This is a genomic window from Dickeya oryzae (genome assembly GCF_009372235.1).
Taxonomy (GTDB): domain Bacteria; phylum Pseudomonadota; class Gammaproteobacteria; order Enterobacterales; family Enterobacteriaceae; genus Dickeya; species Dickeya oryzae.
Genome location: NZ_ML762922.1, coordinates 44,870 through 68,948, shown reverse-complemented (window position 1 = coordinate 68,948; position 24,079 = coordinate 44,870). Strand labels below are relative to the sequence as shown.

General features: G+C 51.7%; 23 protein-coding genes and 1 tRNA gene. 8 read left to right on the top strand and 16 right to left on the bottom strand.

What is annotated here, in order from left to right; all coding sequences use genetic code 11:
• Positions 1 to 74 precede the first annotated feature (74 nt).
• The 6 genes from darG to FAZ14_RS07675 are packed head-to-tail and all read right to left on the bottom strand — an operon-like array spanning position 75 to position 6,441.
• A complete protein-coding gene (darG, locus tag FAZ14_RS07700; RefSeq protein WP_153508319.1) occupies positions 75 to 1,142 on the bottom strand; it encodes a type II toxin-antitoxin system antitoxin DNA ADP-ribosyl glycohydrolase DarG in 1,068 nt (355 codons plus the stop codon).
• Positions 1,139 to 1,795: a type II toxin-antitoxin system toxin DNA ADP-ribosyl transferase DarT gene (darT, locus tag FAZ14_RS07695; protein ID WP_153508318.1), complete on the bottom strand. Its 657-nt coding sequence runs from the start codon at positions 1,793 to 1,795 to the stop codon at positions 1,139 to 1,141. The genes darG and darT overlap by 4 nt, the downstream gene beginning before the upstream one ends.
• A 2-nt stretch (positions 1,796 to 1,797) precedes the next feature.
• Complete coding sequence (locus tag FAZ14_RS07690) at positions 1,798 to 2,373, bottom strand: DarT ssDNA thymidine ADP-ribosyltransferase family protein (protein ID WP_153508317.1); 576 nt, start codon at positions 2,371 to 2,373, stop codon at positions 1,798 to 1,800.
• Between the two features lie 4 nt (positions 2,374 to 2,377).
• Positions 2,378 to 3,718 (bottom strand): restriction endonuclease subunit S, encoded by a 1,341-nt coding sequence (locus FAZ14_RS07685; RefSeq protein WP_420890247.1) that lies wholly within the window; start codon positions 3,716 to 3,718, stop codon positions 2,378 to 2,380.
• Positions 3,718 to 6,162, bottom strand: coding sequence for a type I restriction-modification system subunit M (locus tag FAZ14_RS07680; RefSeq protein WP_153508316.1), 2,445 nt, complete (start codon positions 6,160 to 6,162; stop codon positions 3,718 to 3,720). Before FAZ14_RS07680 ends, FAZ14_RS07685 begins: the two co-directional genes overlap by 1 nt.
• 39 nt (positions 6,163 to 6,201) lie before the next feature.
• Positions 6,202 to 6,441: an HTH-like domain-containing protein gene (locus FAZ14_RS07675; protein ID WP_033575808.1), complete on the bottom strand. Its 240-nt coding sequence runs from the start codon at positions 6,439 to 6,441 to the stop codon at positions 6,202 to 6,204.
• A gap of 409 nt (positions 6,442 to 6,850) precedes the next feature.
• Here FAZ14_RS07675 and FAZ14_RS07670 point away from each other — a divergent pair, with 409 nt between their 5' ends.
• The 3 genes from FAZ14_RS07670 to FAZ14_RS07660 all read left to right on the top strand — a co-directional run bounded on the left by FAZ14_RS07670 (position 6,851) and on the right by FAZ14_RS07660 (position 8,651).
• Entirely contained in the window at positions 6,851 to 7,312 is a 462-nt protein-coding gene (locus FAZ14_RS07670; protein WP_153508315.1) for a hypothetical protein, read from the top strand.
• The gene (locus FAZ14_RS07665; protein ID WP_033575806.1) at positions 7,309 to 7,530 is read left to right on the top strand and encodes a helix-turn-helix domain-containing protein; all 222 of its coding nucleotides are present in this window, start codon (positions 7,309 to 7,311) and stop codon (positions 7,528 to 7,530) included. The genes FAZ14_RS07670 and FAZ14_RS07665 overlap by 4 nt, the downstream gene beginning before the upstream one ends.
• Positions 7,531 to 8,462: 932 nt before the next feature.
• Positions 8,463 to 8,651 (top strand): hypothetical protein, encoded by a 189-nt coding sequence (locus tag FAZ14_RS07660; protein ID WP_153508314.1) that lies wholly within the window; start codon positions 8,463 to 8,465, stop codon positions 8,649 to 8,651.
• An 80-nt stretch (positions 8,652 to 8,731) separates the two neighbouring features.
• Here the strand turns inward: FAZ14_RS07660 and FAZ14_RS07655 are convergent, their stop codons facing one another.
• Positions 8,732 to 9,991 carry a tyrosine-type recombinase/integrase gene (locus FAZ14_RS07655; protein ID WP_153508313.1) on the bottom strand — a complete coding sequence of 420 codons (1,260 nt, stop codon included), beginning with the start codon at positions 9,989 to 9,991 and terminating at the stop codon, positions 8,732 to 8,734.
• 163 nt (positions 9,992 to 10,154) lie between these two features.
• A tRNA-Phe gene (locus FAZ14_RS07650) sits at positions 10,155 to 10,230 on the bottom strand.
• A gap of 658 nt (positions 10,231 to 10,888) precedes the next feature.
• On the opposite strand from FAZ14_RS07650, the gene FAZ14_RS07645 reads away from it, so the two are divergent.
• Positions 10,889 to 13,042, top strand: coding sequence for an ornithine decarboxylase (locus tag FAZ14_RS07645; protein WP_153508312.1), 2,154 nt, complete (start codon positions 10,889 to 10,891; stop codon positions 13,040 to 13,042).
• Positions 13,043 to 13,116: 74 nt separating this feature from the next.
• Here the strand turns inward: FAZ14_RS07645 and ansP are convergent, their stop codons facing one another.
• From ansP to mutY, 4 genes are all read right to left on the bottom strand, one after another.
• Positions 13,117 to 14,574 carry an L-asparagine permease gene (ansP, locus tag FAZ14_RS07640; protein WP_153508311.1) on the bottom strand — a complete coding sequence of 486 codons (1,458 nt, stop codon included), beginning with the start codon at positions 14,572 to 14,574 and terminating at the stop codon, positions 13,117 to 13,119.
• A gap of 450 nt (positions 14,575 to 15,024) precedes the next feature.
• On the bottom strand, positions 15,025 to 16,107 hold the full coding sequence (gene mltC / locus FAZ14_RS07635) for a membrane-bound lytic murein transglycosylase MltC (RefSeq protein ID WP_012883616.1): 1,083 nt from the start codon (positions 16,105 to 16,107) through the stop codon (positions 15,025 to 15,027).
• A 54-nt stretch (positions 16,108 to 16,161) separates the two neighbouring features.
• Positions 16,162 to 16,434 carry an oxidative damage protection protein gene (locus tag FAZ14_RS07630; RefSeq protein WP_016942159.1) on the bottom strand — a complete coding sequence of 91 codons (273 nt, stop codon included), beginning with the start codon at positions 16,432 to 16,434 and terminating at the stop codon, positions 16,162 to 16,164.
• A gap of 2 nt (positions 16,435 to 16,436) precedes the next feature.
• Positions 16,437 to 17,522: an A/G-specific adenine glycosylase gene (gene mutY / locus FAZ14_RS07625; RefSeq protein ID WP_038925630.1), complete on the bottom strand. Its 1,086-nt coding sequence runs from the start codon at positions 17,520 to 17,522 to the stop codon at positions 16,437 to 16,439.
• Positions 17,523 to 17,680: 158 nt separating this feature from the next.
• Between mutY and trmB the strand changes: the two genes are divergently transcribed.
• The 4 genes from trmB (at position 17,681) to FAZ14_RS07605 (ending at position 20,371) form a co-directional block, all read left to right on the top strand.
• On the top strand, positions 17,681 to 18,400 hold the full coding sequence (gene trmB, locus FAZ14_RS07620; RefSeq protein WP_012883619.1) for a tRNA (guanosine(46)-N7)-methyltransferase TrmB: 720 nt from the start codon (positions 17,681 to 17,683) through the stop codon (positions 18,398 to 18,400).
• Positions 18,400 to 18,744 (top strand): YggL family protein, encoded by a 345-nt coding sequence (locus FAZ14_RS07615; RefSeq protein WP_016942156.1) that lies wholly within the window; start codon positions 18,400 to 18,402, stop codon positions 18,742 to 18,744. Before trmB ends, FAZ14_RS07615 begins: the two co-directional genes overlap by 1 nt.
• 123 nt (positions 18,745 to 18,867) lie before the next feature.
• Positions 18,868 to 19,584, top strand: coding sequence for a YggN family protein (locus FAZ14_RS07610; RefSeq protein ID WP_153508310.1), 717 nt, complete (start codon positions 18,868 to 18,870; stop codon positions 19,582 to 19,584).
• Positions 19,585 to 20,230: 646 nt separating this feature from the next.
• Positions 20,231 to 20,371: a hypothetical protein gene (locus tag FAZ14_RS07605; protein WP_153508309.1), complete on the top strand. Its 141-nt coding sequence runs from the start codon at positions 20,231 to 20,233 to the stop codon at positions 20,369 to 20,371.
• Between the two features lie 156 nt (positions 20,372 to 20,527).
• On the opposite strand, the gene FAZ14_RS07600 is transcribed toward FAZ14_RS07605, so the two are convergent.
• From FAZ14_RS07600 to mutH, 4 genes are all read right to left on the bottom strand, one after another.
• Positions 20,528 to 21,568, bottom strand: coding sequence for an NADP(H)-dependent aldo-keto reductase (locus FAZ14_RS07600; protein ID WP_038925477.1), 1,041 nt, complete (start codon positions 21,566 to 21,568; stop codon positions 20,528 to 20,530).
• Between the two features lie 200 nt (positions 21,569 to 21,768).
• On the bottom strand, positions 21,769 to 21,987 hold the full coding sequence (locus FAZ14_RS07595) for a YgdI/YgdR family lipoprotein (RefSeq protein ID WP_016942153.1): 219 nt from the start codon (positions 21,985 to 21,987) through the stop codon (positions 21,769 to 21,771).
• Positions 21,988 to 22,140: 153 nt separating this feature from the next.
• Positions 22,141 to 22,857, bottom strand: a complete 717-nt coding sequence (locus tag FAZ14_RS07590) for a TerC family protein (protein WP_016942152.1) — start codon at positions 22,855 to 22,857, stop codon at positions 22,141 to 22,143.
• Between the two features lie 165 nt (positions 22,858 to 23,022).
• Positions 23,023 to 23,709, bottom strand: coding sequence for a DNA mismatch repair endonuclease MutH (gene mutH, locus FAZ14_RS07585; RefSeq protein ID WP_153508308.1), 687 nt, complete (start codon positions 23,707 to 23,709; stop codon positions 23,023 to 23,025).
• Between the last annotated feature and the right edge of the window lie 370 nt (positions 23,710 to 24,079).

Here is a 24,079-nt window from a genome sequence, read left to right as displayed (position 1 = left end):
AAGGCGCTCTCCTTGAACCTGTCCTGTCAGACTATTTTATTTGCCATTCCGGGCTCGGGCAGTGCTCAACATCTTCAGCAATGGAATGTCATGACGCGGTTAATGGCGAATTGCAGATTATTATCATCAAACAACTTCATCTTGCGATTGGCCCACTGCTTGCCAGCAGGCCATTGGTGCAGCCCTTCTTTAACGGAATCCAGCGTGGGTTGGCATTTGCCGTCGCTTAGCAACCAGTCTACGGTCGCCAGCAACTCCATACCGAACGGCGATTCAAAGCCATCTATTAACTGACTAACCTGCTCCAGGGCGGGCAACCACGCTTTCGCTTCACTGTTCAGATAAGCGTTGACGTGGTCTTTTTCCCGATCGTTAAACCAGATCACATCCAGCGGCTGGCTATCCGGGATGCGTTTTTCCGCTTTTAGATAGTGACCGTCCAGCGCATTAAGCAGATGGTTCAGGTTTGGGGCGTAAGGGCCGTAATGGTGCGCTTCAAACCGCAGTTTTAGCACATCTTCCTGCTGGTGCAGTGCAATGGCGCGTTGTAAAAGCCACGCCAGTTTTTGAATTTCCAGCAGGCTGCATTCCATGCCCAATACCCAGTAACGGCGCACCAGTTCAGCGATCATCGCTCTGGCGGGGGTGAGCTTTTTTACACCGGTGCTTTTAGCCACGTTTTGATATTTTTCTGTTGGCTCGTAAATCAGAATGTTGATGTCCTGAAGATCGCCCAACGTCGCTTCAATCCGCGCCCGCACGTCCGGCCAGTTCAAGCCGCCGTTGCCTGCGCCCAGCGGCGGAATAGCGATGGACTGCACCCGCTCTTCGAGCAAAAAGCGGTGTAAGTCTTGCAAGCCGTCTTCAATCCACTCCATACGGGAGTCGGCGCGCCAGTGCTGCTTGGTGGGGAAGTTGACAATCCAACGCGGCCCCATCAGTTCGCCGCTTTCAGTAATAAACATTTTGCCGGTCATCACCTGCTGGTGTTTGCAGGCGAGGGCATAGGCTTTCATATTATCGGGGAAGCGCTCTTTAAACATCAGCGCGATGCCTTTACCCATGACACCGACGGTATTAACCGTATTCACCAGTGCTTCCACGGGCGCATCCAGTAAATTGCCTTGCGTATATGTGATCATGAGAAGTACCACCCGGCCCGTGCGTGAACGGGGATTGTCAGATTGCGTTGCGACAGCCACTGTTCTAAGTGTAACTTGACGTCGTTGTTGTAACAAACCATCCCGCTCAGCAGTGTGACAGGGCAGTGTTGCCAAATCAGTGCTTCGGCTTGATAGCGCTCAAACCTGGCGGGGTCGTCGGGGTCACGGCGAAAATCCCGACGTTGCAAAATGGGCCAGTCGATCTGGTCCAGCCTGTCCAGACTGGTGTAGTAGTTGGCCCAGTGATAGTAAGCGTGACTGTCGGTAAACACGAAAGGGACATGTTGCGCCGCCACGGTACGCAGACTGCTGACCAGAATAACGATTTCCTCATTGTGACGTTGCATAATGCCGCCGCGCCCGCTGTGAATATTCATCAGCATGGGCGAGAAAGGCGTAAAGTAAAACGGCACATAGTCATGCAGCGTACCACCCGTGCCGGTTGGCACCGGATGCCCGGCGCGTCTGTTGATAAGCTCCAGATTGCCTATAGGGATCCAGTTTTCCGCCTGCACCGGGCTATTGCCGCAATGCAGGCCGTTGTCCAGTATCCACGGGATATTATCCCGATGGACAATGCGCCAGATCAGGGCTTTTTGTGGGTTGAGGCTGGCGCTGTAGTCGTAGGCCACGGTCAGGCTCCGGGGAACATATGTGGGCTGTTATTGATGTACATACTTAACCCATAAGTTCTTTTTAGATTGTTAACAGTTGCTTCTGTTTCTGCATTAGGAACAAAAATACTATTAAAATCGCTTGCGAGAACCGTTGTTGGGGAGAGACATTCCGCCATACAGACACACTTGCAATTGTCATCCCCATATTCACGGCGGTTCATAGTTTCCCAGTCAATGGTAGCCATGCCTGTTTCATAATCAAGCAAAGTAATCTCTGAACCAGATAGCGGGTGTCTGGGGATGACTGACCAGCTATTCGTCTGTGCGTGGCTTCGACGAACGGTAATGAGAACGAACGTCTTATCTGGATTATTACGATGGACCCTACCATCAAATGGGTTTCGAGCGAAAAAATGGAAAGGAACATATTCTTCTAATCGCAAAGCGCGGCGCGAGGCTATGATTTCAGGATCGGCAACGTCTGAAAAACCACGAAGGAGGCTGCGAGATTTTAGCCCTTCTGAAAAGATATCCTCCAGATTATTAATATCTGTTAAATGATAAAGAAATTGCTGTGTGCGAATATCTGGCATAGGTTTAGTCCTTTTCTATGAGTCGAGTTTTTCCGGTTAACAGCTCCTGCATCATCCCCTGTTTTAGCTGGCGGATTTTCTCCAGACGTTGTTGCAGGGTTTGTATTTCTTGGTCCATATCGGAAAGGATAGCGGCGATGGCGGTTTGTTCTTCAATGGATGGTGTTGCCACTTGAAGTTCTTTGATTATTTTCCAGTCAGCTCGTGGCATATGAGTACCATAAGCTTCGGATGCTGTTTGAACAAAGCGGTCAGTTTTAACTGTCTGAAAAATGAACTCTGGTATTGCTTTATGAAGCTCAGTTTTTAATACCCATATTTCAGTAGAACAAACGCCGCTTTGTGTGGCTTTCCAGTATTTTTTCAGATAGGAACGTAGCTTGCCGAAAAGAATGTCATTTGGCGAAAAAACATTCTTGATCGATGATGTAGCTGATGTTTCAGTGAAACCATTTAATTGACCATATTCGGAAATAATGTGTTCAAGCTCAATGCAAAAACATTCAATATCTTTTGTTCTGTGGTTAAATCTTTCATTTCTCAGTGTTGCCAGCGTTGAGAAATTTTCAATAGACCAATCTTCTGGTATTTCCCCCAACTCACTCTTTTTATATCCCTTAGCAGTCCTATCGTCCCACAACGCGAATTGTGGCAAACGGGTTTTACCTGTCAGCAATTGCTGCATGGTGGCGGTTTTGATGGCTTGTTTTTTAGCGATTAGTTTCTCTAGTTTAAGGATGAAATTGTCACAATCTGATAACGTGCCCGCTATTTTTTCCTGCTCTTTCTCCTTTGGAAAAGGTACAGGAATAAGTCGAATAAGATCGGTATTTAGATTCGGCTGTCCATTACCCGTTGCGACCTTGTCATGGAGGTTCTTTGTTATTGTATTGATGTAATGAACAAGAAATGATTTATTGCCGACTCTTTGGTTAATAATCGCAGCAACACCATCATTTGCACAGCATTTAATACCTAATATTTTTGCAACGCCAAGTGTTGCGCCACTATTAGAAATAATAAGAGTATCTTTTTCTAAGGTCCGGCTATGCTTGGAGCCTAATTCGGTTAACATCGACGATGTTGTTATAACGACCTGTTGAGCATCCGGGATCGCCGTAAGTGAAGCAACGGTTAGCCAAGGGATAAAATCACCTTCAAAATATCTAGGATCACCTGCGGGGCGAGGAGAGCCACCGCGCACAATATCGCCAAATTCACCGAGATATTTGCACTCCCAATCTTCCGGAATCACCCCCACCTCAGTCAGTTTAAATCCCGCAGGCACGGCTTTCCCTGCCGCACCCGATTGCCGTTTCTCTGTTACTGGATTTTGTATTGCCATCACCATACCAACCCCATGGCCCGCAAATGCCCGGCGACTTTTTCGTTCAGCGCCTCAACGGCGTTCTCAAGTACCGGTAACGGTTCCGCATAACGCTCTTCCAGTTCTTTTACCCGCTCCGCCAGTTGCTGGGTGATGCGCTCAATCTCGGCCTTGATGCCCGCCTGCAAGGTTGCCAGCCATTTGTCCTGAACCACCAGTTTCTTGATAGCGGCTTCGTCCAAGGTGGGGTAGTGCTTAAACACCGCGTGATCCAGCGTTTCCTGTGCGTCTTTCTGTGCTTTTTTGGCATTGGCTTCTGCTTTAATCAGCGCCAGGCAGCGGGTCAAAGCCGCCAGTTCGTCCGGGTCAGCGGTGGTGTGCTTAAGGCGAGTCAGGCGGGCATTCACCAGCTTTTGCGTCACCTTATCTTTGTCGTTCTTCGCTTCCGCCAGCAGGTCTTCTTCACCGGCCTGTTCTTCAATGAACTCGGCTAACTGGCGGCTGGCTTCCTCGCTGCGCGCCTGCGCGGCGTTGAGGGCATCCAGCAATTGCGGGAAACAGCGCTTTTCCACCAGTGAACGGGGTAATACGTCAACCTTGTAACGCCGTTTGGTAAACTCAAAATCGTGCGTTTCTTTCCAGATGTTTTTGCCATCCTTGCCTTTTACCGGCTGGAGCTCGCGGATTTGCGCGGCGGCTTTCCAGCCTTCCTGCATAATCACGTATACGTCGTCCTGCATGGTGTCGGCCCAGTAGTCCATCAGGATCTGATATACGCTGTACTGATTCAGCAGTGCACTGTTGGCGTACTGCGATAACAGCATTTCGCTGATATCGTGGATCAGTGCTTTGGGTTTATCACCTTTGCCGATTTCATGCAGCGCGGCGTGTTGCACCCATGCGTCAAACGGCAGCAGGCTGCGGGTGGCGAAATCCTTAAACTCCTGATGCGCCAGAATAGTCGGCTTAACCTGTCGCGCCTCTACCCGCGCCCGGCAGTAACCGGGGCGATCATCGCTAAACAACACCTCGCGCAGGGCAGGGAACACCTGCCAGTAGTCGTGCAAGGCATCAACATCACGCGCCGGAATACCGCCCTGTAAGTGCGCGGCCAGATCGTGCAGATCTTCCGGTTCGCCGCCGTCGATATAGCGGGGGATATTCAGGTTGTAATCATTCTGCTCGCTGGCGATCTCACTTAACGGCACCATCCGGCTGTAGCCAGGCACGCTACGTTGGTGGTTGAAGACATCCACGATACGGTGAATATCCCGGCTGCGCAGGCGGTTTTTGTTACCGTCCTTGATGAAGCCCCGGCTGGCGTCGATCATAAAAATGCCTTTGCGGCTGTGGGCGTGCTCTTTATCAATGACGATAATGCACGCCGGGATGCCGGTGCCGTAAAACAGGTTGGCCGGTAAGCCGATAATGCCTTTGATATAGCCTTGTTTGATCAGGTTCTCGCGGATAGTCGCCTCGGCGTTACCGCGGAACAGCACGCCGTGTGGCAGGATCACCGCCCCTTTACCGGTACTTTTCAGGCTTTTGATGATATGCAGTAAAAAGGCGTAGTCGCCGTTTTTTTCCGGCGGAATACCCCAGACGAAGCGTTCAAACGGGTCCTTCTTCGGATTCAGCCCGTTGGTCCAGTTTTTATTGGAAAACGGCGGGTTTGCTACCGCGAAATCAAAGGCTTTCAGCTTTTCGTTGGCGTCTTTCCACTGTGGATCGCTCAGCGTGTTGCCCTGCCAGATGGCAGCGGTGGCATTGTTGTGCAGGATCATGTTCATCCGTGCCAGCGCGCTGGTGGCGTTATCCATTTCCTGCCCGTAGAGCGACAGCCCTCGGCGGGCTTCATCGTTGACTTTCAGCAACAGTGAACCAGAGCCGCAGGTTGGGTCGTACACGGTAGCATCCTGCGGTGTTTCAGGTGTAATGCCGATCACCTTCGCCAGAATGCGTGAGACTTCCGCCGGGGTGTAAAACTGCCCTTTACTCTTGCCGGATTCGGTGGCGAAGTGGCGCATCAGGTATTCATAAGCATCGCCGAGCAAGTCGTCGCCTTCGGCCCGGTTGCCGGACAGATCCAACCCCTCAAAGAGGCCGACCAGCTTTGACAGGCGGTCAACCATCTCTTTGCCTTTGCCGAGCTTGTCTTCGTCGTTAAAGCTGGCTTCGCTGATGACACCTTTGAGGCCATTTTCTTCCGCCAGCTTTTGCAGAATGATGTCAATTTTCTCGCCGATTTCCTTATTGCCTTTTAGAGCGACCATATCGTCAAAACTGGCCCCCGACGGGATGATGATCATCCCGTCGGGGTCGCCTTTATACTTGTCGGAAACGTACTTCATAAACAGCAAGGTCAGCACATAGTCCTTGTATTGGCTGGCATCCATCCCGCCGCGCAATTCGTCACAGCTTGCCCACAGGGAGGAGTAGAGTTCGGTTTTTTTGATAGCCATTCAATATCTCGTGTTGTTCAGAGATGTGCCGTGAGCAGGTTACAGCAGATCGGTGTTCAGTCCGGCGGCTTTCAACCGACGGGTTAAGTTACGCATTTTGCTGAATTCAGTGCCAAGACTCTGGTTCAGACCGGTGCCTTCGCAAAAGGCTTTTGCCGTAATGTGTTCCAGTTCGTCGGCGTATTTGATCATTTGCAGATGTAATTCCGCAATATACTGGTTACGCGGCGCGTTGCTGAGTGCCTGCCGGATACGGTGATAAATCTCGTTTTCGTTCATGTTTTCGTTAATCAATAAGGGCAACCGTAGCGGTGTGAGGTAATTTAGCTAAATTAGCTAAATTTGATTCTCTGCTCAAGCATTACCGTGGCAGGCGAGGCAGGTTGCGTGCTTTATGTACGGAGAAAATCTCTTGCGGTTAATTCATCACCGCGTTATCTTTCCTGCGCACCTGCAAAATCAGATGCCGGGATTGGAACCCCGATGAACCTCACTGGCGACAAGACGCCAATGCGTCTTTTTTATGTCGCGCGTTTAGCTACACCCAAATTATGGTGGGCTGGGCGGGGGCACCGCAAGGTGCGCCGGTTTCAGTGAGGCCGGTAGTTCCAACCCCGTTCAGTCCACCACCCTGAGATTGGAACCTCTGGTGGTGGTTATAAGTTAACTTCTCACTGGAGGCTGCCTTATGGCTACGACCCTCATCCAGACTCACCCGTTACTCACTGTTCCTTTTAATGCCGCCACGGATTTCACCGCACTGGCCGATCATTGCGAACGTTTTGTTGAAAACTTGGTTGAAAGCGACGACCCGGCCCAGCGGTTGGCGTTGTGCGCCCGGCTTACCGATGGCCTTGCGTTGGTGAGGCCCACGCTGAACCAACCGATTCCACCCCATCAGACCGAAAGCCTGACTGTTGATACGTTTCCCGCTGTTTCTCCCTGTTTCGACCCCGATTCTGAATTGCTTTGTGATTACTGCCTGACGTTGGCACAACTGTTGTCTGGCAAGGGATTATCACTGGAAATGGAACAAGCGTTGACCGGATTGCTGGCTGAACTGGTCTGGCTGTTTGCCGCTGGACTGAAAGCCCCGCGCTGGATTCGTACCGTTGACGGCGTGAACAGTATTGATGAGGTGACGCTATGAATCAGCAGGACTGGCATCCCGCCGATATTATTGCGGCGCTGAAAAAGCGGGGAACAACACTGGCGGCGGTTTCGCGTAACGCGGGGTTAGCGTCTTCCACGCTGGCAAATGCGCTAACAAGACACTGGCCTAAAGGGGAAAAGCTGATTGCGGAAGCGCTGGGTGTTTCGCCTGCGGAAATCTGGCCTTCCCGTTACCGCAAGTCAGAAAATCGTTAAAGTAAAACAGGATCTCCCGAACCGTTATCGGCCTGGGTCGGTAACGGTTCGGGAGAAGGCAAGCGAAGCGCGGCAGTTTACTTTTATCGATAAATTTCTCAGTGAGTCGCGATAGTGAGTGTCACTATTATTGGTTCCATCATCTTCGTCTGTTATTCGCCTCATGAGATTGCCTCATTAGTTCGCCTCACGGTATGAGCCGATGTGATGCGCCGACAGCGTGAGGCGAATGCGGTGGCCGCAATGCAGTCATGTGCCGGAAAATACATTTCCCGGCACAAAACGGCGTGCGCCAGTTCATGCGGGCTGGACGCCCTTATTGCCTGGCTCATAGGGGTAATGTCGCGGCTGAACGCCACGCCAAAACCCCCAAGGTCAACGGCGGCACACCGTCGCGCGCTACGCGCGACCAACCCCTTTAAGACGCGCGTTTTAGCCTGTTATTTCTTTTCCTCGCTGGCTCGGTGCGAAATAACGGGAAACGCCGCTTTAAATGGGTTGGTCGCGCCACGCTACCGGCTGGTGGCCGGAGACTTAGCGGCGACGGTGTGCGGGGCAAGCCCCCCACAAAAACCGGCGCGTGGGCGCGCCTATTTGCTCGCTGGGGCGGCAAATTTTTTGCGGCTCCCCCCGGTCTGCAAAAGCCGCGTGGGCGTGGCTGTTTGCAGATGGGTTCGGCGACGAAAATTAGCCTTTTCTGCGAAATGGAATTTACTCGCCTCACGCCACTTTTCAATTCCCACGAGGGCAGGAATTGAAAAGCCATAAAAAAGCGCTCAATACGTTGGTAAGGCTTCTGAAATTTCGAAATAAACGTTCCGTAACACTTGAATTATCCAGACCTTCATCTATATACAATATGGGCCATTTTTTGTTTTAATGGCTAATTAATTGATTACTATGGCATTATTAATATTTTAAAAGGAGAAAGAATGCCTAAATCAGACTGGGACTTTGTAAACAAAGATCAAGACTATGAATTAAATGACCTCTTAAGCAAGCATGGCTATCGCGAGACAGCAGCAAACAGAACGTTATTAGGAAATAATCTTCCTTCAAATACAAAACACGGCGATGTGAAAAACATTATCCATCAAATTAAAGGGTTAGAGAAAAAATAGTTTTTAAAAATTAGATAAGCCGTTACAAAGTAATATTTTTGCAGCGGCTTATTCTATTTCTATTCGTACATCAGTCTGACTCAGGCGACCTTAATCGACTTCTCAAAGCGATAAGCCGGGATGAATTGATGCTGGCAGACATCGAGATAGTCTGACCACCATTGCATCATCTGCGTGCGTTCGTCGAGGTGCTCCGCCTTGTGAATATAGGCGGCGCGAACGTGGTTGCGCTCCTGATGGCTCATCTGCCGCTCCACGGCATCTTTTGACCATCGACCTGATTCAATCAACGCGCTACATGCTATCGTGCGGAAGCCATGCCCGCAGATATCCGCCTGCGTGTCGTACCCCATCGTTCGCAGCGCCTTGTTGATGGTGTTCTCACTCATTGGTTTACGCGCATAGTGATCGCCCGGAAAGAGCAAATCCCCGTTGCCGGATAGTAGTTTTAGCTGCTTCAGTACCGTTACCGCCTGTTTTGACAGCGGCACCAGATGCGGTGTTTTCATTTTTGCACCACGCTCTGAGTGACGCACACCCGTAATGGGCTCCCGCTGTGCTGGAAGTGTCCACATGGCGTTATCCAGATCGATTTCCGTCCAACGGGCAAAACGTAATTCGCTCGAACGGATAAAGATCAGCAAATTAAGCTGTACCGCCAATCTTGTCAGCAGTCTGCCGGAATAGCCTTCGATTCTTTCCAGTAGTTCCGGCAACCTTTCTAACGGCAGGGCAGGGTAATGGTTTTTTGGCGGCGGGGTGATTGCGCCGCAGAGGTCATTGGCCGGATTGCTGGCAATCAGTCCTTCCTGTACGGCGTAACGCATGATGACTGTCGTGCGTTGCTGTATCCGTGCAGCCGTTTCCAGACAACCCTTTTTCTCCGCTACCCGCAGCGGGATCAGCAGGTTGGCGGTTTTCAGGTCGGTGACAAGGACATTGCCGATGAGCGGGAAAACGTGCAGTTCCAGTGAACGCAGGACTTTGGCGGCGTGTGCCTCACTCCAACGAATGTTCGCGGCCACCCACTGACGAGCGATGGCTTCAAAGGTATTGCCGTTTTTCTTCGCCTGTTTGTCGTGCTGTTTTTTTACGCCGGGATCGTCCCCTGCGCTGAGAATAGTCCGGGCTTCTTCACGCAGTTTACGGGCACTGGCAAGCGAAACCGTCGGGTAAGCGCCAAACGCCAGCTTCTTCTCCTTGCCGACGAAGCGGTACTTAAGATGCCAGAGCTTGGAACCGTTAGGTTTGATTAGCAGGTATAAACCTTGCGCGTCGCTGAGTTTGTAAGGTTTATCGAGCGGCTTGGCGTTGCGGATGGCGGTATCAGTCAGAGGCATGGCGGGGGCTCCGTAGTTTATCGAACCGACAGGCCCCCAATTAAGCCCCCAAAAACTACGGATGTCAAAAAATCTGGTAGTACCTTGAGGTACTCCAGATTTCCATCAAATTACTGATTTTTCTATGTTCCCGGACGTATAGGCACGTCCCAAAACAAAAATATGGTGCCCGGACTCGGAATCGAACCAAGGACACGGGGATTTTCAATCCCCTGCTCTACCGACTGAGCTATCCGGGCAACGGGGCGCATTAAACCGTATATCGCGATGAGCGTCAACGAGTTTCTGTCACAATCGCTGCGGTTGGTCTATTTTCAGCCAGTCGCCCTTGTTCTCTGTTGATTTGACGAGCGGGGAAGAGTGTTGGCAAGCCTGATGGCAGGCGGTAATGCGCCGATAAATACTGTCACATTCGTTTTCTTGAATTCGGTGAAAAATAATGCCACTATTGCGCGGTTTTTAGCTTACCTTCCACCTGCGGTTATTTAGAGGATTGCGGATATGTCAGATTCAACGCCCATGGTACAGACACCGTGCGCCGGATCTCCGCTGTTGTTGCCGCACTCTGAACGCATTGCGTTAACCCCATCCCTGTTTTCCCGATTATCCCTTACCACCATGCGGTGAGGCGTGCTGACGCCCACTGTTAGGCATGACTAAAAATAGAGCCGTTCGGTCTCTGATTTTACTGATGTCTATCGGACGGTGCTGGTCCCAGATGATGCGTATTTCCCTGTGCCGCTGGCGCGGGTCATACATTTGTCGCGGTTAGCTGGCATGCTGTTTGTCGTTTTGGGCAGTAGTTGATGGGGTACGTTACGCTTAACACGTAGCGTTATCTCTGCGCGGTGTCTTTCAGGCACGTACACTCATTCTTGACCGTTTGGGTTTGGGTACATGAAACAGTTAAAAATTGCGGCTAATGCGGCGGTTGCCTCCCGTCTAATCACCTTGCGTCCGATTGTGGCGCTCAGTCAGACCGATTTTACCGATATCGCGGCCGTCGTGGTGTCGGTTGAAGAGGCGCGCAGCGGCATCCTGTCGGTGATGCATCACTCCGGTTTCGGTATTCCGGCGTTCGTGGTGCGTGAGCCGTGGCACACCAGTGAGGAACCGTTGCCGCCGGGCAGCGAGTGGCTGAGTCTGGATAAAGGCGGAGAACACGCGCTGCAACTGGAAAAAGTGGCTGCGGAGTATCAGGCTCGTTTGTTGCCACCGTTTTTCGACACGCTGTCTAAGTATGTTGGCATGCGTAATACCACGTTTGCCTGCCCAGGGCATCAGGGCGGGTCATTTTTCCGCAAGCATCCGGCAGGCCGTCAGTTTTTCGAGTTTTATGGCGAAAACATGTTCCGCTCCGACATCTGCAACGCAGATGTGAAACTGGGCGACTTGTTGATCCATGAAGGTGCCGCTAAAAAAGCGCAGAAATTTGCTGCAACCGTGTTCAATGCTGATAAAACCTACTTTGTGCTGAACGGGACGTCGGCGGCGAACAAAGTGGTGACTAACGCCTTGCTGACACGCGGCGATCTGGTGTTGTTTGATCGTAATAACCACAAATCCAACCACCATGGTGCGCTGATTCAGGCGGGGGCGACGCCAATTTATCTGGAAACAGCCCGTAACCCATTTGGTTTTATCGGTGGGGTGGACGCGCATTGTTTTGATGAAGGCTATCTGCGCGAGCTTATTCGCGAAGCCGCTCCAGACCGTGCTGATGAAGCCAGGCCGTTCCGGCTGGCCGTCATTCAATTGGGCACCTACGACGGCACTATCTATAACGCCCGCCAGGTGGTGGATAGCATCGGTCACCTGTGTGACTACATTTTGTTTGACTCTGCCTGGGTGGGATATGAGCAGTTCATCCCGATGATGGAGCAGTGCTCGCCACTGTTGCTGGATTTAAACGAGAACGACCCGGGGATTTTTGTCACCCAGTCGGTGCATAAACAGCAGGCTGGTTTCTCACAAACGTCGCAAATCCACAAGAAAGATAACCATATTCGTGGGCAAAAACGCTTTTGTCCGCATAAGCGCCTGAATAACGCCTTCATGCTGCATGCCTCCACCAGCCCGTTTTACCCGCTGTTCGCGGCGCTGGATGTGAACGCCAAAATGCACGAAGGGCCGAGCGGTCGTCGGCTGTGGATGGAGTGCGTCAGGCTGGGGATTGAAGCGCGTAAGCAACTGCTGGAGCACTGTACGCTTATCAAACCGTTTGTGCCGCCGATGGTGGGTGGGAAACGCTGGCAGGATCACGATACTGATGTGATGGCACAAGACGTGCGTTTCTTTAACTTCGAGCCGGGCGACAACTGGCATGCTTTTGAAGGCTACGCGCAGCAACAGTATTTTGTTGACCCGTGTAAGCTGTTACTGACTACGCCGGGGATTGACGCGGCTACGGGGGCTTATACCCCATTTGGTATTCCGGCGACGATTCTCGCCAACTACCTGCGTGAGCACGGCATCATTCCAGAGAAATGCGATCTGAACTCGATTTTGTTCTTGCTTACGCCAGCAGAAGACCGTGCGAAGATGGAGCGTCTGGTGGCGGCGTTGGTACAGTTTGAGCAACTGATCGAGCAGGACGCGCCGTTAAGCGAAGTCTTGCCGAGTCTTTATCGCAAGCATGAACAGCGTTATACCGGTTATACGTTGCGGCAGTTGTGTCAGGAAATGCATGATTTTTACGCCAGCCATGACGTGAAACGGCTGCAAAAAGAGATGTTCCGCAAAGCCTCTTTCCCGCAGGCGGTGGTATTACCGCAGGACGCGCATACCGCGTATATCCGTGGCGAGGTGGATCTGGTGCCGTTGGCTGAGGCCGAGGGGCGAATCGCCGCTGAAGGCGCGTTGCCTTACCCACCGGGCGTGTTGTGCGTGGTGCCGGGGGAAGTGTGGGGTGGTGCGGTGCTGCATTATTTCCAGGCTCTCGAAGCCGGTATTAACCTGATGCCGGGTTTTGCGCCGGAACTACAAGGCGTTTACAGTGTGGCGCAGGAAGACGGTAGCAAACGTCTGTGCGCGAATGTGATTGCCCGCTAACTGGCTGGAACTGTATTCACAAAAGAGAAAACCGGGGGAAAGACGCCCCCGGTTTTTTTATCGCTAATTGGTCATCAGACGGCTGTTTTCTCATGTTCCGCTTTCAGGCGGTTGGCGTCTTCTTTTTGTTTGCGAAGCCCGTACCAGCCCGCGATAAGCAGGACAGCCAACACCGGAATCGTAGCGATAGTCCAGGTGCCGTTAGGGTAATCCAGCGCCATCAGCACCAGCACGCTGAGCAAGAAGGCCAGCGTCAGCCAGGAGGAAAACGGTGCCAGCGGCATACGGAAAAAGACGGGTTTGGCTTTGCCCTGATGAATGGCCTGACGCAGCTTCATCTGGCAAATAATGATGAATGCCCAGGAACTGATAATACCGAGCGAAGCCACATTCAGTACGATTTCAAATACCTGCGACGGCACAATATAGTTCAGAAATACCCCGATCACATGGATACAGACGGTAACCAGGATCCCGGCATAAGGCACTGACTGCGCGTTCATGTTGCCAAGGAATCTCGGTGCTGAACCGCCCTGAGACAACGAACGCAGGATGCGGCCGGTAGAATACAGCCCGGAGTTAAGGCTGGAGAGTGCTGCCGAGAGCACCACGATATTCATGATAGTGCCGATGTAGGGGACGCCCAATTTACTAAAGAAGGTAACGAACGGGCTTTGTCCGGCCTGATAGGCGTTCCACGGCAACAGGCAGACCAGCAGGATGACGGAACCGACGTAAAACAGGCCAATACGCCAGATAACACTGTTGACCGCTTTGGGCAGTGTCTTTTCCGGGTCTTTACACTCACCTGCGGCGGTACCGATAAGCTCTACCCCGGCAAACGCGAAGATAACCCCTTGTATCAGCACTAATGCGGGTAGCAGACCATGCGGAAACAGACCGCCGTTATCGGTTATCAGGTGCAACCCCGGTATGTTGCCGTCCAGCGTTTTGCCCGTGCCGAGAAAAATCGTGCCCACGATCAGGAACAGGGAAATGGCGGCCACTTTGATCAACGCGAACCAAAATTCCATCTCGGCGAACCACTTCACACCAATCATGTTCATGGTGGTGACGATAGCCAGTGCCCCGAGCGCGAACATCCATTGGGGAATATCGGCAAAAGTTCCCCAATAGTGCATGTAAAGCGCGACGGCGGTGATATCGACGATGCCAGTCATCGCCCAGTTGAGGAAGTACATCCAGCCTGCAACATAAGAGGCTTTTTCGCCCAAGAACTCGCGGGCATAGGAGACAAAACTTCCGCTGGAAGGACGGTGAACGATCAATTCGCCCAGTGCTCGCAGAATGAAAAACGAGAAAATACCGCACGTCAGATACACCAACGCCAGTGCCGGGCCAGCCATCTGCAATCGCGCGCCTGCGCCGAGAAATAAGCCGGTACCAATCGAACCACCGATAGCGATCATCTGCACCTGACGGTTACCCATGCTTTTGTGGTAACCCGCTTCGTGTGATTCGAGCCAACGCCGTTTGGCGTGGTGCTCGGCCTCATTTTTATGTTGATTCATTGCCCGTTTGATTCCTTGTCTGTCATTCAGGAGCATGAAGTTAGCTGTTGTGTCACAGCCTGGTTCATCGTGTGGCTTGCTTTTCATCATACGAATAGCGTTTTTGCTTCTGCTGTGCAGGGGAGCTAAAAACACCAGCGATGCTACCGTTTCCTGACCGGAGAGGCAAAAACTCTCTGCGTCGATTCCTTCACTTTGTTTTGTTTGTATGCTTCATTTTCCGCCTTTAGTAAGTGATTAATTGGTTAAATGTTGTTTTCTTAGTCGTTAAGTCTATTAATTGGCTTTTTAGATAGTGTTTGCTTATGACTGTAACCAATCGTTTGCAATGGTCATTTGTTAATCATTGCTAATGAGGTGATGCAGAAATGGCGCTGGAGGCGACAAAAAATAGAGAGGGTTTGGAGGCAAGCGGTGCCCTGAACGGACACCGCTTGTTGCGGCGAAATATCAGCGGCTATAACCGCGATAGTTTTTCTGCGCCGTATTCACCTTGTACAGATAATGGCGTGATTCAGCAGACGGATGGCGTGTCGTCAGGGTCTGGTAGACCTGGCTGGGCGACATGGTATTGATAATGCCAAACGCCGTGTCTTTATCACTGGAGAAGACCCGTAATACGCTACCCGCGCCGCCGTTATAGGCGGTGATCATGGCGTAGCGTTGTGACGTCGGATCCTGAATGCCAGACAGATAGACGTTTTTCAGCATCGCCAGATAGGCCGTACCGGTATCGATGTTATTCTCCGGGTCAAACAGGTAGCTGCGGCTTGGCTGGCCCCATTTACCTCTCATTTTGAATACATCGCGTCCGGCGCTGTGTTGTACCACCTGCATCAGCCCCAGCGCGTCAGAACGGCTAACCGCATACGGGTTGAAACTGGATTCGGTTTGCATGATGGCGAGAATCAGCGAGGCGTCGATGCCATAGCGTTCGGAAGCCTGACGCACCATCGGCAGGTATTTGTGCGCACGTTTATCCAGGTGGTTCGGCACCAGTTGAATGGTGACCGACCAGATGACCTTCATACCGGATGTACGGCGTTGCAACTTGTTCTGCAGCAGATAATCGGCAAAATTACCTGCGCGGCCTTCCCAGCGAATCGGCTGGCCGGTGTTGTCCAGCACCTGACCGTACAGCAGGGGTTCACGGCTTATCTGGATATCGTTGGCATCGGAATAAAGGTCGGTATTGCTGGCGTTATCCCCCATCAACAGGGTGGTGATAATCGCCTGACGCAGACTGGCCAGATAGTTAGTTGAAGAAATGGTTTCGATGGTGATGGTACCGGCGTCGAAGTTGACGTGACTACGCGTCATATATTGATCAGAGTATTTGACGTAGTCTTTGGGGCCGGCGATCAGAACCTCGTTCAATCCCCAGATGTTTTCGATGTTATTGGCGAATTGCCCCATCAAAATGTCGAAGGCGTTGGTGTCTTTAATAAACGCCTCGTTGTTCTCACCTCCTTTTTTGCTGGAGCAGGAGATCAACAACGGGGCGACAAGCAGCAAAGCAAGCAGTTTCTTCATTGTATCTAGCCGTACGGGATCAGGAATGCATCAGGGCCTGTCGGCCCTTGTCATTTAGTGTTGCGGCGGGGTGTAACCGTCGATATGCACGTCCTTGCCTTCAAACAGGAACTGCACCATCTCTTGTTCCAGCAGCTTGCGGTGCTCCACATTCATCATGTTGAGTTTTTTCTCGTTGATAAGCATGGTCTGCTTGGTTTGCCACTGTGCCCAGGCTTCTTTCGAAATGTTGTTATAAATGCGTTTACCCAACTCACCGGGGTAAAGCTGGAAGTCGAGCCCTTCGGCGTCACGTTGTAAAAAAGTACAAAAAATGGTTCTGCTCATGCTTATTCCTCATCATGTGCACAGGCGTCAGCGAAGACCGATTGCGGCTGAGCCAACTGGCGTAACAACCGTTCTACCGGGGCGGCGAGCCCTACGGATGGCGGGTGCGCTAAGTTATACCAAAGACCGGCACCTTCATCCATGCAGGAACCTGTGTCGGAGACCTCCAGCCACATCGGTACAACATCCAGGTGGAAATGGCTGAAGGTATGACGAAAGGCAATGCCCTGACGCAGCCCTTGTTGGGGGATGCCGCGCTGACTGAGCCATTGCACCAATTCATCTTTCGTGGTGAATTGCGGGAAACAGTACAGGCCGCCCCACAGGCCGACCGGCGGACGTTGCTCCAGCCAAACAGTCTGTGCTTGTTGCATAAGCAAGAACCAGGCGGTCCTTTCCGGTAATGTCTGCTTGGGTTTTTTGCCAGGGTATTCTGCCCAGTTATGGTTAGCGTAAGCGACACAACCGTTACTGAGCGGGCAGAGTTCGCATTTGGGGCGGCTGCGGGTGCAGACCATCGCTCCCAAATCCATCATCGCCTGATTAAATTTTTCGACACCGAGCGACGGAGTGACGGTTTCACTCAACGTCCACAGCTGCTTCTCGACCTCTTTTTTCCCCGGCCAGCCAGCGACGGCGTAGCAACGCGCTAATACCCGTTTGACATTGCCATCCAGAATCGGATAGTGCTGACCGAGCGACAGCGAGAGAATAGCACCTGCGGTGGAGCGGCCCACGCCGGGCAGGTCGACGATGTCATCGAATTGGGTAGGGAAGTCGCCGCCGTGGCGTTCGACGATCGTTTGCGCCGCTTTATGCAGGTTGCGGGCGCGGGCATAGTAGCCAAGCCCGGTCCACAGGTGCAGTACATCATCTAATGGTGCCGCAGCCAGTTCCCGCACCGTAGGAAAGCGCGCCATAAACCGTTCGAAATAGGGAATGACGGTGGTGACCTGGGTCTGCTGTAGCATCACTTCTGACAGCCAGACTTTATACGGGGTTTTCTCGAGCTGCCAGGGTAAGGTTTTACGTCCGTAGCGCTCGTACCACTCCAGCACCTGTTGCGCGAACTGTTGCGCTTGCATCATAGAGGCGTCGTTATCCGGCAGGTAAAAATTTGACAGCGATTGCAGCACAGAGTGAATGTACTGTAAACCGGAACTTTCCGCCTCCGCCTACTTGCTAAACAACCATATCCTTGGATAATGCGCGTTTTCCCAACCCAATCAGACTTACAGAACGCATTATGATCAATAACGTCATCTCTCCAGAATTCGATGAAAACGGGCGTCCACTGCGCAGAATCCGCAGTTTTGTGCGCCGCCAGGGCCGCCTGACCAAAGGACAGCAACAGGCGCTGGATGATTTTTGGCCGGTGATGGGCGTGGAATATCAGAATGAGCCGCTGGATTTCACCCAGTTATTTGGGCGTGAGGCACCTGTGGTGTTGGAGATTGGTTTTGGGATGGGTGCATCGCTGGTGACGATGGCGCAGCAGCACCCGGAACAGAATTTTATCGGTATCGAAGTACATGTTCCCGGTGTGGGCGCTTGTCTGGGGGCCGCTCAGGAAGCGGGCGTCGACAACCTACGGGTGATGTGCCACGACGCGGTAGAAGTGCTGGAGCGAATGATTCCCGATGGTTCGCTTGCCATGGTGCAACTGTTTTTCCCTGACCCGTGGCACAAGGCGCGCCATAACAAACGTCGCATTGTACAAGCACCGTTCGCTGAGCTGGTGCTGCGTAAACTGGCGGTTGGCGGGGTGTTCCATATGGCGACCGACTGGGAACCTTATGCGCAACATATGCTCGAAGTGATGAGTACGGTCGCAGGTTACCGCAATCTGTCTGACCATAATGATTATGTACCGCGTCCGGCTTCACGGCCGTTGACGAAATTTGAGGCCCGCGGCCAACGGCTGGGGCATGGCGTCTGGGATCTGATGTTTGAGAGGAATCAATAATGGCTAAGAATCGGAGTCGTCGTTTACGCAAGAAACTGCATATCGATGAGTTTCAGGAGTTTGGTTTTTCGGTTAGCTGGCGTTTTGCGCAAGGAACCAGTGTGGAAGAGATTGATCGCACGCTGGATCTGTTTGTTGATGAGGTGATCGAGCCAAACGGCCTGGCGTTTGAAGGCAGCGGCTATCTGCAATGGGAAGGTCTGGTGTGCCTGCAAAAGCTGGGTAACTGTACCGATGAACAGCGTGAACTGGTGCGTAACTGGCTGGAGTCACATCAGTTGACGGAAGTAACGGTCAGCGATTTGTTCGACATTTGGTGGGATCTGCCCGCTCACCTCGGTTAAATCGCGCGTTTTTTGTCACCACTGCTGTCATCATCGGTGAAGTACGCCGGTGATGACTGTGGTGAAAGCCTTTGCCGCCGGGTGTTGCGGCTGGTGTTTGACGCCGTTTTTTCAGGAGTTTTTATGTTGCGTAAAATGACCTTGGGAGCATTGATGTTGCTGGCCTGGCAAGCGCAGGCAGCCTATCAATGCCATGTTCAACCACAAGACGACATCATTATCAGCCCACAGAGTGTGAGCGTGGTCGGTGCCAGCGGTAATCTGCAAATTTCACCGCGAGGGGATGTATTGAGCAACGGCAGCGCGCTGAACCTCAATAGTGCGCAGCGTCAGCAGGCTCAGTCGTATCAGGCTGAATTGCGCCAGCAACTGCCGTGGATTGACGAAGGGGCACGCCAACACCTGGAGAAAGCGCGTCAGGCATTAGACAAGGTGATTGTGCAGCAGCTAGGTAGTGACAGTAATGTGCGCAATCGACTGGGGTCATTGGATGAGCAGCTAAAACAGCAGATGAACCGGATTATTGAGCATCGCAGTGATGGCCTGGCCTTTCATCATCAGGCAATTAAGCAGGTTGAGCAGGACGGACAGCAGATTGTCGAACGGGCAATGGGTGGGGTCTTGCAAGATAGCCTCAATGAAATGGGCGTCAAACAACTGGGCAGCAGCGGCGGTAATCCGTTGCAGGCGATGATGGGTAATCTGGGTGGTCTGCAACAAGCCATTCAAACTGAGTGGAAAACGCAGGAATCAGATTTTCAGCGTTTTGGTCACGATGTTTGCAATCGGGTGACGGCACTGGAAAATCAACGCCAGGCGTTATTGAAGTCAATTAAATAACCTTTTTTTTATAAGGGCGAATGTATTATTCTGTGTTCGCCTTTTTCTTTTTATCGTATATGCCCCCCTTCACATTCACTGCCGTGATTTACATTTATTAAAAATTCATCATTTCCTTATTCACGTCATTGTTTCTTGATCTTTCTATTCATTTTAATTTTGTTTCTATTTCATTTTCTTTCACGAAATTGAAAATGAAATGGCTTGTTTTGTTCATTTTTCTTGTGTAAGAATATTATTAAGAAGTGCAGATTTTTGTTATGTCATGATGTCATTCTGTAAAAACAGGCTCATGGTCACCGGGTTGCAGGTCGATGTGTTAATGGTTGGGAGTTGATACCCAACGTATTTGAAACCCGTCTTTGAAACCCGTTTTTGAAACCTGAGGTGTGATACACGAAGTATGACGGGCTATGACAAACATAGTGCTGCTTCTGAAGCAATGGAATGTATTAAATGGAATATATTACCGAATAAGGATGACGGTTGATGATGGCAAGGTGTGCTCCAACAGGCGGTATTTTCACCACTATGATGATGACGATTGAGTACTTTTTTGTTCAACGAGATTCATCAATGTTCTCTTTTAGTGACGGCTTCTCATCCCTAATGGTTACGGCGTGTTGCTTGGCAATGGGTACCCCGGTTGGCGAACAAGGGGCGTTGGGGGTTGCTGCTGGCGGATAACACGCGCCTGATACGGGCAGGCGTGGCGGTGGATTTTTCCCGTAATATGCATTTGTCACTGGGGTATCGAGGCTATCGCGCCCGCCCGCATGAAAGATGACAGCGCTCAGGCGTTATTTAGCATGGCGTTCTGACGGAACGGTATTGTAGGAGCAGCGCCTTCCTGGGAAGGCGCAGTATATTATCAAGGTGCACTATACCATCATGGAGCATTACACCATCATAGAGCAGTACACCATCATAGAGCAGTACACCATCACGGTGCGGGAATGGTAAAGCGGCGGTGGATCGCTTCCAGTTCCGTCAGGATCTCTTCACCGAGCGTCAGGTTCAGGCTATCCAGGTTGGTTTTTAACTGTTCCAGCGTTGTTGCGCCAAGCAGGGTACTGGCGACAAACGGTTGCTGGCGCACAAACGCCAACGCCATCTGCGCCGGGTCCAGACCGTGCTTGTCCGCCAGCGCCACATATTCGGCGATGGCTTGCTGGGTATGCGGTGCCGAGTAGCGGACAAAACGACTAAACAACGTATTACGTGCGCCTGCCGGTTTAGCGCCGTTGAGGTATTTACCCGTCAAGGTGCCGAATGCCAGCGGCGAGTAGGCCAGCAGTTCCACGCCTTCATGCTGGCTGACTTCAGCCAGACCGACCTCGAAGCTGCGGTTCAGCAGACTATAGGGGTTTTGAATAGAGACGATACGCGGCAACTCATGCTTTTCCGCCAGTTGCAAATAGCGCATCACCCCCCATGGGGTTTCGTTCGATACACCGATATAGCGGATTTTCCCCGCCCGCACCTGTTCGTTTAGCGCTTCCAGGGTTTCCAACAATGTGACGGCCGGTTTTTCCTGGGTGTACTGGTAATTGAGCTTGCCGAAGCTGTTGGTCTGACGCTGCGGCCAGTGTAGCTGATATAAGTCGATATAATCGGTGTTCAGACGTTTGAGACTGTCGTCCAGTGCAGCGCGGATATTTTTGCGATCCAGCGCCTGCTGCGGGCGCAAGCTACTGTCATTGAGACGCACTGGCCCGGCGACTTTGCTGGCGATGACAAGCTTTTCACGCCCGCCGCGGCTTTTCAGCCAGGAGCCGATGTAGCTCTCCGTGAGTCCCTGCGTTTCTGGCCGTGGCGGAACCGGATAGATTTCTGCGGTATCAATCAGATTAACGCCGGCGGCAACCGCAAAATCCAACTGGGCATGGGCGTCTGCTTCGCTATTTTGCTCGCCGAAGGTCATGGTACCCAAACCGAGTGTACTGACTTCCAAACTGCTGTGGGGAATACGGTGATAGAGCATTGCGGTTTCCTTTTTATTCTTCTGAGTAACGCGGGTGCGACGGCACCGCAATTTTGACTATAACTAAGCTGTGACGAGGGGGGAAGACCCTTTGTGCGGTCAGACTACGCATTGATCAGGGCAAAAACGACGTCCCCCTGACCGGGAGACTGCAACGAAGGCGGCTTGGGCCTTACTTTCAAACCGCCCTGAATCAACCATTAGCGTTCCATTACCTGAGAAACACCGTCGTTGTTGACCTGGTGTTGTACGCCATCTTCATCAGTATAACTGAGCAGTCCGGTTGCAGGATCCAGCACGGGTTTTCCTTTGGTCAACAGCATCTGACCGTCTTTCGTGGCGATAACATAGTGGCTGGCACAGCCAGAGAGTAGGACCACAAAAGTCAGGACAATGGCGGTTGTTATCCGGGATCGCATGCTGAATTTACCTATTGTTTAGCAAAAAAATTGAATATTTTTTCAGTCTAGCAAAGCGTCGTTCGGCTGAGGTTAGGATTTATGGTAAAAAAATTAAAAAGATACGCAAGAATAAGCGGGGAAACGGTGAATACACCGTTTCCCGCCAGAGAATTACTGATTTTTGACGGATTTCTTACCGCGCATCAGGTTCAGCGCTTCCACCGACATAGAGAAGAACATAGCGAAATAGATGTAGCCTTTCGGCACATGAATCGCCACGCTTTCCAGAATCAGTGTAAAGCCCACCAGAATCAGGAACGACAAGGCCAGCATTTTCACCGAGGGGTGACGGTCGACGAATTCACCGATAGGACGAGCGGAAAACATCATGACACCGACGGCAATCACCACGGCGGCCATCATGATGAACAAGTGGTCAGACAGGCCGACGGCGGTGATCACGGAATCCAGGCTGAAGATGATATCCAGCAGCATAATCTGCACGATGGCACCGAGGAACGAATGTACCTGTGATGTATGATCTTCCGCACCGCCTTCAATCGTTTCGTGAATTTCCTTGCTGGATTTCCAGATAAGGAATAGACCGCCGAAGAACAAGATCAGGTCGCGGGCAGAAACAGCTTGTCCTAATACGCTAAACAGTGGATTGGTCAGCCTGATAACCCAGGCGATTGACGCCAGCAGGCAGAGCCGCATCAGCATAGCGCAAAGCAAACCGATACGTCGGGCTTTATTCTGCTGATGTTTAGGGAGTTTGGCGACGACCAGCGACAAAAAGATGATGTTGTCGATGCCAAGGATGATTTCCAATATGGTGAGGGTTCCTAGTGCCAGCCAGGCATTAGGGTCGGAGATCCAATCTAGCATTATCTCAGTACATCCTTAAACGAAATGTAAATGACTATTATCTCCGGCCCGATACCACGCAGGCAAGCGGATTTATCGTTGCCCTCTTTTCAGGCTGAGGTCTCGGCGCACCGGGAATCAGGTGATAGAGATATGCGCCCATCTGGTATACCGCCGCTCTGGGTATTACAACAGAAAATGGCGGGCCAGGAGCGGTGTGGTAAAGGTTTTCTTCAGATAAAAACCGCGTGGTAGCGTCATAATCGGTTGCCCATGTTCACCAATGGCTTCCGTCAGCGCCCGGCTATTGGCGGCTTTGGGGCGCAATTGCAACACCTCACCGTGACGGGCGGTAATACTTTCCACCTTGCCCAGCACGATCAAATCCATCAGTTCTTCCCAATCCCGACGTAATTGTTGTTCTTCTTCAGGGCTGGGGCTCCACAACAGCGGCGCACCGATACGCCGCTCCCCCAGCGGAATAGGGCGTGAACCTTCCACCGGAATCCACAGCACTCTGGCTAATTTATGGCGCACATGGCTGCTTTCCCAGGTGACACCGCTGTTGCCTGTGAGTGGCGCTACGCAGACAAAGGTGGTTTCCAGCGGACGCCCTTGTTCATCCACCGGGATGGTTTTTAATTCAATCCCGATATCAGGGAAATCCTGCTCGGGTTTGCTACCAGCGCTGGCACCCAGAAAACGTTCCAACAAGACGCCTATCCAGCCTTTGTCGCGTTTCAGGTCGGCGGGCAGCGTTAATTGGGCTATTCGGGCCAGCTCTGCCAGCGAATAACCGGCCAACGCTTGAGCCCGTAGCAACAGAGTGTGTTCGCTGTCCGGCGGTACCTGATGAGGCGTGGGTGTCTGCATGGATCGAGTATCCGTTACTGATAACAGGGTTGATTAAAAAAAATACAGCTATAACGGGGGATAACGTCAGGCATTCAGCTATTCAGAAGAAAAATAATAATAGCATGATTCTTTTATGATTTTTCTTCTGCTCCCCACAGTGAAAAACATACTGCCGGTTTTTGTTCATGACAAGACACCGGCAATGAACAGGATTTTACACTATGTTATCCACAGATTTATGGGATAACCGGGATAACTCAGGATTACTGTTTTGATTTACAGCCTTGACGGACGGTGGTTTTGCTGGTTTTGCTGATTTTTTGGCTGGTTTTACCTCGTTACCTGTGGATAAAAGCATCGTAGTGCGATCTTTCGCCATTCTGAAAAC

Bases quoted from the DNA above. Each gene is read 5' to 3' on its own strand.
- darG (WP_153508319.1), bottom strand. From the start codon at position 1,142: ATGATCACATATACGCAAGGCAATTTACTGGATGCGCCCGTGGAAGCA.
- FAZ14_RS07690 (WP_153508317.1), bottom strand. From the start codon at position 2,373: ATGCCAGATATTCGCACACAGCAATTTCTTTATCATTTAACAGATATT.
- FAZ14_RS07685 (WP_420890247.1), bottom strand. From the start codon at position 3,718: ATGGCAATACAAAATCCAGTAACAGAGAAACGGCAATCGGGTGCGGCA.
- FAZ14_RS07680 (WP_153508316.1), bottom strand. From the start codon at position 6,162: ATGGCTATCAAAAAAACCGAACTCTACTCCTCCCTGTGGGCAAGCTGT.
- FAZ14_RS07675 (WP_033575808.1), bottom strand. From the start codon at position 6,441: ATGAACGAAAACGAGATTTATCACCGTATCCGGCAGGCACTCAGCAAC.
- FAZ14_RS07670 (WP_153508315.1), top strand. From the start codon at position 6,851: ATGGCTACGACCCTCATCCAGACTCACCCGTTACTCACTGTTCCTTTT.
- FAZ14_RS07665 (WP_033575806.1), top strand. From the start codon at position 7,309: ATGAATCAGCAGGACTGGCATCCCGCCGATATTATTGCGGCGCTGAAA.
- FAZ14_RS07660 (WP_153508314.1), top strand. From the start codon at position 8,463: ATGCCTAAATCAGACTGGGACTTTGTAAACAAAGATCAAGACTATGAA.
- FAZ14_RS07655 (WP_153508313.1), bottom strand. From the start codon at position 9,991: ATGCCTCTGACTGATACCGCCATCCGCAACGCCAAGCCGCTCGATAAA.
- FAZ14_RS07645 (WP_153508312.1), top strand. From the start codon at position 10,889: ATGAAACAGTTAAAAATTGCGGCTAATGCGGCGGTTGCCTCCCGTCTA.
- ansP (WP_153508311.1), bottom strand. From the start codon at position 14,574: ATGAATCAACATAAAAATGAGGCCGAGCACCACGCCAAACGGCGTTGG.
- mltC (WP_012883616.1), bottom strand. From the start codon at position 16,107: ATGAAGAAACTGCTTGCTTTGCTGCTTGTCGCCCCGTTGTTGATCTCC.
- FAZ14_RS07630 (WP_016942159.1), bottom strand. From the start codon at position 16,434: ATGAGCAGAACCATTTTTTGTACTTTTTTACAACGTGACGCCGAAGGG.
- mutY (WP_038925630.1), bottom strand. From the start codon at position 17,522: ATGATGCAAGCGCAACAGTTCGCGCAACAGGTGCTGGAGTGGTACGAG.
- trmB (WP_012883619.1), top strand. From the start codon at position 17,681: ATGATCAATAACGTCATCTCTCCAGAATTCGATGAAAACGGGCGTCCA.
- FAZ14_RS07615 (WP_016942156.1), top strand. From the start codon at position 18,400: ATGGCTAAGAATCGGAGTCGTCGTTTACGCAAGAAACTGCATATCGAT.
- FAZ14_RS07610 (WP_153508310.1), top strand. From the start codon at position 18,868: ATGTTGCGTAAAATGACCTTGGGAGCATTGATGTTGCTGGCCTGGCAA.
- FAZ14_RS07600 (WP_038925477.1), bottom strand. From the start codon at position 21,568: ATGCTCTATCACCGTATTCCCCACAGCAGTTTGGAAGTCAGTACACTC.
- FAZ14_RS07595 (WP_016942153.1), bottom strand. From the start codon at position 21,987: ATGCGATCCCGGATAACAACCGCCATTGTCCTGACTTTTGTGGTCCTA.
- FAZ14_RS07590 (WP_016942152.1), bottom strand. From the start codon at position 22,857: ATGCTAGATTGGATCTCCGACCCTAATGCCTGGCTGGCACTAGGAACC.
- mutH (WP_153508308.1), bottom strand. From the start codon at position 23,709: ATGCAGACACCCACGCCTCATCAGGTACCGCCGGACAGCGAACACACT.